The organism is Aeromonas sp. QDB30, assembly GCF_027707645.1.
GTDB classification, from domain to species: Bacteria; Pseudomonadota; Gammaproteobacteria; order Enterobacterales; family Aeromonadaceae; genus Aeromonas; species Aeromonas caviae.
Genome location: NZ_JAPCIY010000093.1, coordinates 1 through 12,922, shown reverse-complemented (window position 1 = coordinate 12,922; position 12,922 = coordinate 1). Strand labels below are relative to the sequence as shown.

12 protein-coding genes and 1 riboswitch are annotated in these 12,922 nt (G+C 63.8%); of the genes, 5 read left to right on the top strand and 7 right to left on the bottom strand.

Going from position 1 to position 12,922, the window contains the following annotated elements; genetic code table 11:
• Positions 1-160 precede the first annotated feature (160 nt).
• On the bottom strand, positions 161-1,429 hold the full coding sequence (locus PG896_RS18960) for an O-acetylhomoserine aminocarboxypropyltransferase/cysteine synthase family protein (RefSeq protein ID WP_201956627.1): 1,269 nt from the start codon (positions 1,427-1,429) through the stop codon (positions 161-163).
• A 139-nt stretch (positions 1,430-1,568) separates the two neighbouring features.
• Positions 1,569-1,745, bottom strand: a complete 177-nt coding sequence (locus PG896_RS18955; protein WP_080767934.1) for a hypothetical protein — start codon at positions 1,743-1,745, stop codon at positions 1,569-1,571.
• Between the two features lie 101 nt (positions 1,746-1,846).
• On the opposite strand from PG896_RS18955, the gene sgrR reads away from it, so the two are divergent.
• Genes sgrR through PG896_RS18940 form a run of 3 tightly spaced genes read left to right on the top strand, consistent with a single transcriptional unit; the run spans position 1,847 to position 4,776 of the window.
• Positions 1,847-3,601: an HTH-type transcriptional regulator SgrR gene (sgrR, locus tag PG896_RS18950; RefSeq protein ID WP_270836082.1), complete on the top strand. Its 1,755-nt coding sequence runs from the start codon at positions 1,847-1,849 to the stop codon at positions 3,599-3,601.
• 35 nt (positions 3,602-3,636) lie between these two features.
• The gene (locus PG896_RS18945; RefSeq protein ID WP_052815623.1) at positions 3,637-4,032 is read left to right on the top strand and encodes an acyl-CoA thioesterase; all 396 of its coding nucleotides are present in this window, start codon (positions 3,637-3,639) and stop codon (positions 4,030-4,032) included.
• Positions 4,033-4,062: 30 nt separating this feature from the next.
• On the top strand, positions 4,063-4,776 hold the full coding sequence (locus tag PG896_RS18940) for a hypothetical protein (protein ID WP_010672732.1): 714 nt from the start codon (positions 4,063-4,065) through the stop codon (positions 4,774-4,776).
• Between the two features lie 54 nt (positions 4,777-4,830).
• Here PG896_RS18940 and PG896_RS18935 read toward each other — a convergent pair whose 3' ends face one another.
• Together PG896_RS18935 and PG896_RS18930 are read right to left on the bottom strand one after the other, a co-directional pair.
• Positions 4,831-5,571 carry a lipase secretion chaperone gene (locus tag PG896_RS18935; protein ID WP_128313193.1) on the bottom strand — a complete coding sequence of 247 codons (741 nt, stop codon included), beginning with the start codon at positions 5,569-5,571 and terminating at the stop codon, positions 4,831-4,833.
• Positions 5,568-6,479 carry a lipase family alpha/beta hydrolase gene (locus PG896_RS18930; protein ID WP_039039783.1) on the bottom strand — a complete coding sequence of 304 codons (912 nt, stop codon included), beginning with the start codon at positions 6,477-6,479 and terminating at the stop codon, positions 5,568-5,570. The genes PG896_RS18935 and PG896_RS18930 overlap by 4 nt, the downstream gene beginning before the upstream one ends.
• 305 nt (positions 6,480-6,784) lie before the next feature.
• On the opposite strand from PG896_RS18930, the gene PG896_RS18925 reads away from it, so the two are divergent.
• Positions 6,785-7,210, top strand: coding sequence for a hypothetical protein (locus PG896_RS18925; RefSeq protein ID WP_029313599.1), 426 nt, complete (start codon positions 6,785-6,787; stop codon positions 7,208-7,210).
• Positions 7,211-7,233: 23 nt separating this feature from the next.
• Positions 7,234-7,848 (top strand): superoxide dismutase, encoded by a 615-nt coding sequence (locus tag PG896_RS18920; RefSeq protein WP_171865296.1) that lies wholly within the window; start codon positions 7,234-7,236, stop codon positions 7,846-7,848.
• A 53-nt stretch (positions 7,849-7,901) separates the two neighbouring features.
• Here PG896_RS18920 and PG896_RS18915 read toward each other — a convergent pair whose 3' ends face one another.
• The 3 genes from PG896_RS18915 to PG896_RS18905 all read right to left on the bottom strand — a co-directional run bounded on the left by PG896_RS18915 (position 7,902) and on the right by PG896_RS18905 (position 12,538).
• A complete protein-coding gene (locus PG896_RS18915; RefSeq protein ID WP_103259414.1) occupies positions 7,902-8,783 on the bottom strand; it encodes a SanA/YdcF family protein in 882 nt (293 codons plus the stop codon).
• 156 nt (positions 8,784-8,939) lie between these two features.
• A complete protein-coding gene (locus PG896_RS18910; protein ID WP_270836081.1) occupies positions 8,940-11,687 on the bottom strand; it encodes a collagenase in 2,748 nt (915 codons plus the stop codon).
• Between the two features lie 527 nt (positions 11,688-12,214).
• Positions 12,215-12,538 (bottom strand): fimbrial protein, encoded by a 324-nt coding sequence (locus PG896_RS18905; protein WP_201956618.1) that lies wholly within the window; start codon positions 12,536-12,538, stop codon positions 12,215-12,217.
• Positions 12,539-12,631: 93 nt separating this feature from the next.
• Positions 12,632-12,717: riboswitch (cyclic di-GMP riboswitch) on the bottom strand.
• Positions 12,718-12,922: the final 205 nt, after the last annotated feature.

The following is a 12,922-nucleotide window of genomic DNA, read 5'->3' as shown; positions in this document are numbered from 1 at the left end:
GGCAGAGAAAATCCAAGCAAAACAACACGTTAGACGGTATTATTAATTCGCTTGCCGCTTAAGGTTCTGTACATGAGGCGGTGATACGCAGCGCCCCGGCAGCAGGTTCACTTATGGATGAAAAAGAGCGGGCGTGGTGCCCGCTCCTTCGTCGATTGACTCAGGCCTCCAGCGCCTGATCCAGATCCGCCAGTATGTCCTCGATGGCTTCGATCCCCACCGACAGCCGGATCATCTCAGGTTTCACTCCAGCCTTGGCCTGCTCCTCTTCGCTCAACTGGCGATGGGTGGTGGAGGCGGGGTGGCAGGCCAGGGACTTGGCGTCGCCGATGTTGACCAGCCGCTTGAAGATCTTGAGTGCATCGTAGAAGCGCACGCCCGCCTCGTAGCCCCCCTTCAGGCCGAAGGAGAGGATGGCCGAGGGGCGACCGGCCATGTACTTCTCCGCCAGCGGGTAGTGGGGGTGACCCGGCAGACCGGCGTAGCTGACCCAGGCCACCTTGGGGTGATGCCTGAGGTGATGGGCGACCCGCAGGGCGTTGTCCACGTGGCGCTCCATGCGCAGGCTCAGGGTCTCCAGCCCCTGCAGCAGCAGGAAGGCGTTCATGGGCGCCAGCGCCGCGCCGGTATTGCGCAGCGGCACGGTGCGCACCCGGCCGATGAAGGCCGCCGGGCCGAAGGCCTCGGTGTAGACCACCCCGTGATAAGAAGGCTCGGGTTGGGTCAGTTGGGGGAAGCGCTCGGCGTGATCCGCCCAGGGGAACTTGCCCGAGTCGACGATGACGCCCCCCAGGGAGTTGCCGTGGCCGCCGACATATTTGGTCAGGCTGTGCACCACGATGTCGGCGCCGTGTTCGATGGGTTTGCACAAGACCGGAGTGGCGACCGTGTTGTCGACGATGAGCGGCACGCCGCGGGCGTGGGCGGCCTTGGCCAGGGCGGCGATGTCGACGATGTTGCCGGCCGGGTTGCCGATGCTCTCGCAGTAGACCGCCTTGGTTTTGTCATCGATGAGGGCGGCGATGGCCTCGGCGCTGTCATCCTTGGCGAAGCGTACCTCGACCCCGAAGCTCGGCAGCATGTGGGCGAACAAGGTGTAGGTGCCGCCATAGAGTTGGGGGGTGGAGACGATGTTGTCACCGGCGGCGGTCAGCGCCTGGATGGCGTAGGTGATGGCGGCGGAGCCCGCCGAGACCACCAGGCCGGCGATGCCCCCTTCCAGCGCGGCCATCCGCTGCTCCAGCACATCGTTGGTGGGGTTCATGATGCGGGTGTAGATGTTCCCCGGCACCGCCAGATTGAACAAGTCCGCCCCGTGCTGGGCGCTCTCGAACTCGTAGGCCACCGTCTGGTAGATGGGCACGGCAACGGCCTTGGTGGTGGGGTCGTTGGCAAAGCCGTGGTGCAGGGCCAGGGTCGCATCTTTCATCACACACTCCTTGTTGGATGTCACCATTATGGATGGATAGACGTCCAATCTATCAGGCCCAGCGCCGATGTAAACCACCCAATCCGGCAAAGCAATGCCGGGGGATGGCGGTGACCGGATGGAGCCTGTGACGGCGACCTCAGAGACGGCGGCGATACTCCCTGTCGTCTATCTGGTGCATGTCCCACTGCATCAGGCGGTTGAGCTGCACCATGGGATCTTCGACCAGCGTCAGAGGGCGGGGCAGGATCCTCAGGAAGTAGCGACGAAGGGTTTGCTGGATCCGGTTCGGTTTGAGGGGGGTGGCATGGCTCATGATGGTGCTCCTGTGCTGTGGTTCTCACGTTCGCCAGCAGTATTGAGCTAAAATGCGGAAGTAAAAAACTGATGACTTTCAGAGAAAGGATTTCCTCTTTTATGCCTACCACCCGCCTTTATCAGCAATTTCAACGGCTCGCCCAGCAGCTTGGCTGCGACGAGCGGGAAATCAGCCTCGCCGAGGTGGCGGACCTGCTCTGCTGCACCACTCGCAATGCCCGCCTGCTGCTGCGCCGCATGGAAGGGCAGGGCTGGCTGTGCTGGACGGCGGAGGCAGGGCGGGGGCGGCGCTCCCGCCTCACCATGCTGGACAACCAGGAGAGCCTGACCCGGCGCCGATTGCGGGATCTGCTGAGTCAGGGCCAGCTGGCGCAGGCGGTGCGGCTGGCCGAAGATCGCCTGGATCTGCTCACCCCGCTGCTCATCGAGCAGCTCGGCCAGGCCACCCGGGAGGGGCGCCAGATCCTGCGGGTGCCCTACTACCGGCCCCTGCCCGGTCTGTTGCCCACCGCGCCCTTGCGTCGCTCCGAAATTCACCTGAGCCGCCAGATCTTCAACGGTCTGACCCGGCGAAACGAGGAAAATGGGGAAATCGAGGGGGATCTCGCCCACTACTGGGAGTGTCTGGCCCCCTGTCACTGGCGCTTCTATCTGCGCCCCGTGGTGCGTTTTCACCATGGCCGCGAACTGGTGGTGGAGGATGTGATGGAGAGCCTGCAGGCCTTGCGGGATCGCCCGCTGTTCGCCCATCTGGCACGGCTGGAGAGCCGCTGGCCGCGCACCCTGGACATCCATCTCGACAGCCCGGATCCTCTGCTGCCGCACCTGCTGGCCGAGCCGGTGGCGGCCATCCTGCCACGGGAGCTCAAGGGGGAGGCGAATTTCGCCCTGCAGCCGGTGGGCACCGGCCCCTATCGGGTGAGCGCCAACGATCCCCTGCACCTGTGCCTCGAAGCATTTGACGACTACTTCGGGCTCCGGGCCCTGCTCGACGAGATCGACATCTGGATGCTGCCGGAGCTGGCGGAGCGGCTGGAGAGCCACGTCAGGCTGGGCAGCGACACCCCGGAGCTTGGCTCCATGCGCGGGGAGTCAGAACTGGAATCCGGTTGCTACTTCCTGCTGCAGGACGACAGATCGGCCCCCCTGCAGGACCCGGCCCTGCGCCAGTGGCTGACCCGGCTGCTCAACCCCATCGCCCTGATGGCCCGGGTGGCGCCCGAGCTGCAGCGGGGCTGGACCAGCGCGCTGGGTCTCCTGCCCCACTGGCGCGAGAGCCTGCCTCTTCCCGAGCCCGGCCCGGTCAGCCTGCCAGCGCGGCTGGTACTGGCCTGCTTCAACCAGCATCTGGAGTTCAACGAGTGCGCCAGCGCCATGAGCAGCCTGCTGGCAGAGCAGGGGATCCAGCTCGAGGTGCGTACCCTGGACTACGGGCGCTGGGTGAGCGGGGAGGATGAAGATGTGGATCTCTGGTTCGGCACCCTCAACCTGGAGCATGAGCACGCCTTCGCCCCTTACGCCTGGCTTCAGGGCACCCCCTTGCTGCGCCGGGTGTGGGGCGGCCAGCAGGCCCTGTGGCAGGGATTGACGCAGTGGCGCGCCCATGGTGAAGAGCCCGGCCCCCGCGCCCTGCTGGCCGAGGTGCAGCGCCAGAGCTGGTTCGTGCCGCTGTTTCACCACTGGCTGGAGCTGGAGAGCCGGGTCGGCGTGCACGGTGTGCGCATGACGGCCCTTGGCTGGTTCGATTTTCGCAGCGCCTGGTTAAAGCCCGAGCAGGTGGCGCAGGAGCCGGAAACCGGCGGTGGCTCTCACCCCCAGGCAGGGACGCTTGAGTCGGACGGGTTGGCGCGCTAGCCTGTGCGCGGTCCTACGACAAGGAGTCGACATCCATGCTGGAAATGCAGATCCAACCCCGTTTTCAAGAGACGGACGCCCTCGGCCACATCAACAACACGGTGCCGGCGGTCTGGTTTGAATCGGCCCGTGATCCCCTGTTTCGCCTCTTCTCGCCCGAGCTGGATGTGCATGACTGGCATCTGATCATCGCGGGCTACACGGTGCAATTCAAACGGGAGCTGTTCTATGGCCAGATGGTGTCGATCAAGACCGGCGTGCGGCGTATCGGTACCAGCTCCTTCACGCTCTGGCAGGAAGCCTGGCAGGGCGGCGAGCTGGCGGTGACCGCCGAGACGACCCTGATCCATTTTGACTACCGGACCCGGCAGTCCATCCCTTTGAGCGAGGCTCACCGGGAGGGACTGAGGACCTGGCTGGTAGAGAGTTAATCCGGCCTTCGGGCCCACCACAGGACACTTATGCGCACAACCGCGATCGCCCTGAGCCTCGGCTTGGGACTGGGACTCTGCTCCCTGCCTTCATTCGCCGCCTCCCTGGCCGAGCAGTTCACCCTGATGGAGAAGGGGGCCGACAGCGCCCTCGATACCCGCTTGTTCAGCCACGATGGCGTTGACATCAAGGCCTGGGTCGACGGCACGCCCGTCATCATCGCCGTGCCCATCCTGAACGAGCAGGGCAAACAGGAAGGGGAGAGCCGTTACTACTTCAAGGGCGGCAAGCTGTTCGGGGTGAAGGAGCCCGCCGCCCAGTTCGCCTTCGATGACAGTGGCAAGCTGACCCAATGGCTGGACGACAAGGGGCAGCCTGCGGAGTTTGTCAGCAAGATGAGCATGCAGCAGCGGGAAGCCTGGCTGACCAGACGGGCTGCCGAGCTGGGCGGGTTGTTTGCACCGAGCACCGCCGAGGAGAAGGCTGACAAGGGGGGCGTCAAGCTCAAGGGGGCCGAGCTCGCCCAGTGGCTCTGCAACGGCAAGCTGATGGCGCTCGCCGGAGGTGACAAGGTGACCTTCGAGCCGGCCAAACTCAAGAGGAGTGCAGAGGGCATCAAAGGAGAGGTCTCCCTGCGCCAGGAGAAGGGGTGGCAGGATCTCTGCCTCACCTGCGAGGTGCAGGGCAACCGGGTGACTCGCCTCACCTGGCAGCCGCTGCCGGGTGCCAACAAGCCGCAGTAAGGGCGGCAGCGTCAAAGAATGGGGGCCCACTTGCGGGCCCCTTTTTCATGCCGGTTACTGCTCGCCCAGGGTGAGCCGGGTGAGGGCCTCCACCCGTCGCCACTGACCGGGCTCGAACCAGCGTGCCAGGATCTCTGGCTGCTGGCTGACCCGGGCCTCGGCAGGCAGGGGCCTGATCTCGGCCAGATAGCTGGCCAGCTGCTGCTCGAACCCCTGCTGGCTCTCTGCCAGCTGGAGCAACCGGTCTGCCGCCTCCGGTCCCAACTGTTCGCGCAGTGCGGCGTCACGCCCGGCTGCGGGGAGTTGCTCCAGAGCCTGCAGATCGCCCAGCAGGCGGCTGTTGGCCTCCGCCTCCCGAAACCACTGGGGCTGCTCCGCCAGCCAGAGCTCCAGCTCACTCGCCAGCAGCGGCTTGTCGGTATCGCTGGACTCCGCCAGCGCCTTGCGGCGTAGGGTCCACTGCTCCATCAGCCTGTCCTCGGCAAACAGCTGCTCCTGCTCTGCCGGAGTGAAACGTTGCCTGCGCAACTGCTCGCGCTCGTCGAACAGCTTCTGCAAGCTGGCGAGGCCCGGATCCGCTGGCACCGTCAGGCTGCCCTCGGCCGCGAGAAAGGCTTCATGGCGGGCCTGCAGCGAGGACTTATCCGACGGCGGTGCGGCCTGCCTGACCAGAGGGGAAGCGGGCCCGGCATGTTGCGGCGAAGGGGCGGTTGCGTCAGCGGAGGGCCAATACTGCCAGCCCCCCAGCAGCAGGGCCGCCGCCAGCGGAGCAGCCATCAGCCATGCCCTGTTCATAGTCCCAGCCTCTGCAGGCGGTTGGCGTGCTGGCGATAGAGGTTGACCGGGTCGGTCTCGAACAGGTGGCGAATGCCGAACGACTGGTTCACCTCGTCCAGATGGTTCATGCGGTAGTGGGTGCCGATCACCTTGCCGAGGTGGCTGCTGCACACCCCGACCAGGCCGTCACTGGGCTCCTTGAAGAAGCTGCCGGTCAGCGCCAGCGCCGGATCCACCGGATCCAGGATGTTGGTCATGGTGCCGCGTCCGCTCCAGGAGAAGTAGTAGACCCCGTTGGCGGCCTGCATGGGCCCTTCGCCGCAATGCTGGCTGGGCAGCCCTTCCGGATAGCGCTGGTTGAAGCGCTGGGCGCCGGTGCTGGTGAGGGCGTCGAGGGCGGCGAGGGGATCCTGCGGCAGCTGGCTGCCCCCGGAGAGCAGCGAGATGACCCCGGACAGGGCCGAGGCGGCGGCCACCGCCAGACCTTCGGCCGCCGAGCCCGGCGTCACCTTGGCCCGCACCAGGTCGGCGATCTCCGAGCCATGGTTGACCCCGCCCACGCTGGTGGCGGAAGCGACCAGCTCGGGGGCGACCGAAGCGACGTAGCGAATGGTGGGGCCACCGTGAGAGTGGCCGATGAGGTTCACCTTCTCCGCCCCCGTGATGGCGAGCACCTGCTGCACCTGCTTGAGCAGCTGTTCACCGCGCAGCTCCGAGCTCTGGGTGGCGGAGACCTGTGCCACGTAGACCTTGGCGCCATCCCGGGTCAGGGCCTGGGGGATGCCGTAGAAGTAATCGACACCGAGCAGCTTGTCGAAACCGAACAGACCGTGCACCAGCACTATGGGGTAGCGGGTCTGGGTATAACCGGCCCCCTGACCCAGCATGGGCAGGGCGCACAACAGCATCAATAGCCATCTTTTCATCTTCACCGTCCTTGTGAAAAAACCGGCTGCACTCTGGTCGTCACCGGGGGTCGTCACCGGGCAGCCACCGGCCTCATGCCAGTACCGGCAGCATGGTGGCTGAACTCAAATGTATCTGTGGGTGGGATCACTAAACCGGGGATTGCAGAAAAACCCTACCCATATGGGCAAAAAAGGCGGCACCAACTATTCCTTGTGTCTGCCCATCAAATAAGTTAAATAATAATTATTATCATTTGAGTAGTCGAGTCATGACGGGAACCTGGGTGAAGGGATGGGTCGGTACCACCGGAGCGGACAGCAGCATGGCGCACTGGAAGGCGCAGACCCTGAGTGGCAACCGCCATTTCGATGCGGGGGAGTACGCCAGGGCGCTCGACTGCTATCAGCAGGCGCTGTGGCTTGCCCGCCAGCAGTTTGCCGACTGGCACGATGCCGACGAAGCGGTGGCGGCCCTGGTGGTGGCCCATCACAACCTGGCGGATCTGCTGGTGGCCATGACCCTGCCGGATCGGGCCGCCGACCTGCTGTGTCACATCCATGATTGCCTGCTGGCCACCAGCCAGTCCCCCACCAGTTCCGCTGCCCTGCGGGAGGCGGCTGTTCGCCACGCCCGCAGCACCCGTACCGAGCTGCTCGCCTTTCTGGGCAAACACGGTCATCACGACGGCATCCAGCGCAGCCTGGGTCAATGTTTGTGTCAGACCGGCTCTGCCCATCAACTGCATTGAGCCCAACAGGAGAGACAATGAACATGAGCCATACCCTGCCAGCCCTTCCTTACGCCTATGACGCGCTGGAACCCCATATCGATGCAAAGACCATGGAGATCCATCACAGCCGTCACCATCAGACCTATGTCACCAACCTCAATGCCGCCCTGGCCGATCTGCCGGAGCTGGCTGCCCTGCCGCTGGAGGCATTGCTTGCCCGTATCGACAGCCTGCCGGCCCAGGTTCAGGGGGCGGTGCGCAATCACGGCGGCGGCCACGCCAACCACAGCCTGTTCTGGCAGGTGATGAGTCCGCAGGGCGGCGGCGAGCCGGACGGCGAGCTGGCCGCAGCGATGGAGCGGGATCTGGGTGGGCTGGAGGCCTTCAAGCAGGCCTTTACTCAGGCGGCGCTGAGCCGTTTTGGCAGCGGCTGGGCCTGGCTGGTGGTCGATGGGCGCGGCAAGTTGCAGGTGGTGAGTAGCGCGAACCAGGACAGCCCCCTGATGGAGGTGCTCACCCCGATACTCGGGCTGGATGTGTGGGAGCATGCCTACTACCTCAAGTACCAGAACAAGCGTCCCGATTACATAGCCGCGTTTTACAACGTGATCGACTGGGATGAGGTGGCACGGCGTTACGTGGCGGCAAGGGCCTGATCGCCGGAAATACCGAGCCCAATGAAAGAGACCCGCCTGTTGGCGGGTCTCTGCTATTGAGGGGTCGGCGCGCTGCTGGCAGCCGGATTATCCACGGGTGTTGCTTCGCTCGGCACGGCTGCGCTGGTGGCTGTTGCCGCGCTCACGGCCGTTGCCTGCTTGGCCTTCGGCTGATGAGGGGGCGGTGCAATGGGCAGGCAGGGTTGGCTAGCCCCTATGGTGCTCAACGCCTGGCAGGGAACGGGAGCGCCGATGACGATGGGCTCGCCGAGGAACTTGGGTCCCTTGTCCAGCACGTAGAGGTCGAGCAGCCCCATCAGGCGGGCAAACACCTCGCGCACCCGGGTCTTGATGCCCTGATAGGCGCTGGGATCCACGGCGTTGAAGCCGACCGCCTCGATGCCGAAATGGCGGGCGATGAAGATGGCTCGCTCGTTGTGAAAGGCCTGGGAGACCACGGTGAAGTGGGCCTGACCGAACACCTCCTTTGCCCGCACGATGGAGTCCAGGGTCCGAAAGCCGGCGTAGTCGCTGTAGATGGCGCTGGCCGGAATGCCGGCCTGGATCAGGGCCCGCCGCATCTGGCGCGGTTCGTTGTACTGCACGGTGGCGTTGTCGCCGGAGACCAGGATGTAGTCCACCTTGCCGTTGTTGTAGAGCTCGGCGGCGGCCTTGATCCGGTATTTGAAGTAGTGGTTCGGGCTGCCGCCAATCAGGTATTTGGAGGTGCCGAGCACCAGGGCGACCCGGTTGTAGGGCACCGCGTTGACGTCGTCGTAGGTGTAGTGACGGGCGTCCGAGACGGTCCACTCGCTGTAGCCAAGCAGGGCGGCGATGGAGGCCAGCAACAGGCAGAGGCAGGCGAGCAGGATCTTGGCAAACTTCTTCATGCGCGGTGCGGTTCGGGTCTGAAGTAAGAGAAGACAGGGGGTCATTCTATTACAAGTTGTTGTGGCGCGTCAGGTTTGATGGCGGCGCAGGGGCTCACTCGGGCAGAGGTTGTCGCAGCGCGCGCCAGGATCCCGGGATTATCAAACGGCGCCATAAACAAGGGGCGGCCATGGCCGCCCCTTGTCATAGCCGTCTCGTTCTCAGTGGGAAGAGTCGTTGGCCTTGCACTCGTCGGAGTCCTTGTTGGCTTCCCACCAGGGCAGCAGCTCGCGGCCGAGCCACTGCTGGTAGGCCTCGCTGTCATTGGCAATCAGCTGGTCCAGCTCGGCTTCGAAGGCGCTCATGGCCTGCTCTCGATCCGGGCCTCGCAGGGCCCGGGCCATGGCCAGCCAGCTGGCGCTGCGACCGGTCTCATTCAGGAAGCGGTGCACAGTGTAGGACCAGGAGTAGACCATCTCGCCGCCCTTGTCGTAATCCAGATGCAGGATGTCGGCCAGGGCCGGACGGTCGTTGGCCGGGCGGCCGGCGACGTTGTCCAGACCGCGGGCGAAGCACTGGCCGTGGGCGACGAACTCCGCCAGCCCTTCCGACCACCAGGTGGTGCGGTTGAGCGGGTAGTGGCCGAAGCTGCCGTACTGGTTGAAGCGGCCGTCCAGGTAGTGCACGTACTCGTGGCGCAGGTTCCACACCTGGAACGCTGGGCGCTTCCACTCCGCCTCGTAGGCGAAGAAGCGGGCCTGGTTGCCGGGGCGAGCCGGATCCCCTTCGAGGTAGATGCCGCCGTTGTCGGTGGAGACGCCGCCGAACAGGGCACTGCCGTAGCGTTTCCAGTCGGCGGAGGAGTTGAAGACCACCAGTTCCAGCGCCTCGTTGTTATCGTCCGCCACCGGCTGCCAGCCGGTTTCCATCTGCTGGTGGAACTGCTGCTCTTCGGCACCCAGTTCACGGCAGATCCCCTCGGCCTGATCCATGGTCAGATCCTGGGCCCGCAGGCGCAGGGTCGGCGAGCAGGTGTGCTCGAACGGCAGTACGTCCTCCACCCGGACGGGGGTGCAGAGCCCGGCGAAGTCACCGCTGATGCAGGCTTCGCTGGTGCGATCCGTGTAGGTCAGGTAGTAGGTGGAGAGGGTCAGCGACATGTCTTCCAGCAGATCCTGGCTCTGCTGGCCGCCGGGGATCAGGTCGTGGTGGCGAACCAGTGCGATGACGGAGTCATCCAGCAGCTTGCGGTAGCCGTCGAGCTCGTCCGGGCGGGTATAGCGGGCGACCCGGTAGAGGCGGGTGTAGGCATCCAGCACGTTGTTGAGCAGAAACAGATCGGCACCATCCCTTCCTTGCCACAACGCGAGTTCGCTCATGCCGAGGGCGTGCAGCTGCTTGCGCAGCTCGCCATCCTGCTGGCGGAAGTCGTTGGCGAAGGGATCGCTGTAGTCGCTGGCGAAGTCGAGGAAGTTGAGCAGATCGAACAGGCCGGTCGCCCAGGCGTGCTGGCCGTTGATCTCGCTGGCATGGCGGGTGCTGTAGGCCAGCATCTGGTTGAACTCGCCGAGCAGGGTGCCAAAGCGGCTCTGCACTGCCGGGCTCTTGAACTGACCGTGCAGGGCGATGCTCCAGGCACCCATGACGGCACCAACCTCGTCGCTGGCCTGCTCCGAGAAGAGCAGCGGATGGGCGCCCAGCGCCGTCAACGCTTCGGCCAGCGCCTCGGCGGCGGCCGGGCCGTCTTCCTTGTGCTTGCCATAGTTGTGGTAGTTGTGGGCGCGCACGTATTCCAGCAGCAGCTTCATGGCCGGATGGGCCGGCTGATTGGCCGCCAGCAGGCTCTGGATGCCGCGCGACACGGCCAGCAGCTTGGTGTCATCGTGACCATAGTTCTCCTGCCAGACCGGTGCGGGCTGGCCACTGGCATCCTGCACTATCTTGGCCGCTTCGGCGTCCAGCAGTTCGGTGCCCGGCAGATCCGGCTCGGAGCAGGCGCGGCCGTCGGCACGGCGACAGTCGAGCTGCTCTTCCTTGCTGGCCAGCACGATGGGGCGGTTGAGCACCCGGTTCTCCTGCCACTCGGTTGTTTCCGGCAGGGTCTGCCATTCGCTGCCCCCCACCGGGTATTGATAGCCGGTGTCCTTCAAGACCACCTGCACCTCGCTGCCGGCGGGCAGGGTCTGACGGCACACCCGATAGCTGATGGTCTTGTCCCCTTCCTGACGGGTCTGGGGTTCATCGCACTCCTGCTGGGTCTTGGCCTGTTCCAGCAACCAGGTGTACTGGCGCCAGACGTGTAGCTCGCTCACCTGCTTGGCGGCCTGGCTGCCCGCGATGGGCTGTAGGCGGAAGAAGATCTGCTCGAGGCGGCCATCCCGTTCATTGGGGGTCTCTTCCAGCACCTTCAACTGCTGCCAGTTTTGCGGCTGGTACTGCCATGCCTGCTCGGCGCAGCGACCTTCGGCGTTGAGCTCGCAGCGATCCAGCTCCTGCTCGCTGTGACCCAGGATGACCCGCTCCGCCAGCGGCAGACGATCCTGACGCGGCGCGGTCGGGGTGCCTGCCAGTGGCTCCCAGCGGCCCTGCTTCATGCCGTAGCCATAGTCATAGCTGCTGGCCGGAACGGCCTTGCCGGCCGGCACCACCTCTTCACAGCTGAGGTAGCGGATCTGCCAGCCCTGCTCGATCTTGAGCTGCGGCTCGCCGCACTGCTGTTCTGCCAGCGCAGCCAGGTTGGCATCGCTCCAGTCGAAGCGGCGATACACCCTCAGCTGCTGATAGGGGGCGCCGCCGCTGCGGGCGCTCAGCTCGTAGGTCACTTCGGTGAGCTGATCCCCCAGCTGACGGCTGGATTCACCTTTGAGTTGATACTGTTGCCAGTCAGAGGGGGAGTAGTTGGCCAGCGCCGAAGTGGCAAACAGGCCCGGTGCTGCCAGCAGCAGCAACCTGGTACCCAGATTGTTCATTTTTATCCCTTTGCTTGATTGTCTGCGTGATTGACGCGTGCAATCTAGTCAGCCCCAAAGGGATATCAACCCACCAATCAGGCCATATAAATCATTTATTTAGATTAAATCAAAACAAAGTGAGCCCCATTGGGGGCCTGGTTGATAGCAAGGACTCATCTGCCATCTGGGGGGGATCTCAGTCTGAGGCCGGCAACTGTGATCAACGTCTCGTTTGAGATTCTCCCGCCAAGCGGGAATGCGCCAGTAGCAAGCTGGGTAGCAAGCTGGGTAGCAAGCAGGGTAGCAAGCAGGGAAAGTGCTGATCTGCCTGAGGAGAAAGCCGAGTGTCGCAGTGAGTATCGTAGTGAAAAGCTGCCGGGCGGCAGTTGGCATGGAAATAGAGAAAAACGGGAGGGGGATTGGTGGATGGAGAGCCGTGATTAACGATGGCAGCCTAGGGGAGGCTGTCTGGTTCGTCTTTCACAAGGCGAACAGATCCGCCCGAGGTAATGAACAACCTCGGGCAGATGGCAGGAATGACCCGATCAGAGATAGCTGACGGTGACGATGGCCATGTTGCTGCTGCCGGCAGAGAGCTTGTACTGCATGGTGCTGCTGATGGTATTGAGGCTGCCGGCTTGCTGCAGGCTGGCCAGATCCAGGGTCTGGCGCTGAGTGCCGGAATAACAGGTCACGCTGTTGTCGGCGAAGTCGCAGGGAGCTTCGTAGAGGGTACCGGTGAAGGTGACGGAGCCATCGGCGGCGGAGGCAGTGGCAGGCAGCAAGGCAGCACCCAGCAGCATGGCTGTGGCGGCAGAAGAAGCGAAACGGATGGCGCTGTTGCGAACGGAAGCGGTGGAAGTGTTCATTTTTATGTCCTTTTCGTCACATGTCGTTGTACGAAAAGGGCAACGCAATCAAAGAGAATGACACAGATACAACTGATGACATCGCTCTTCTCAGATGGCAGCTCCGCTGTCTTAGGTTATGAACCCTTAGACCGGTGGCTTTGCGTCCCGACCTTTCGACCGGTTTGCCCTTTACTCTATGTTTAGATGATACGTGAATTCAGATAATAAGTGCAATGCCCATGGTGCATAGGAGAGAGGCGGTCAACTACCAGTTAGGGTTGCGCTTCTTCTCGCCAAAGAAACAAAGCGATACACCATGAAATACCAGGGTGAGAGCGTGAACATTTTGTTAAATTTCACCCAGTTTTTTGAGACCCGCATTGAGTACCGTTTCCAGATATT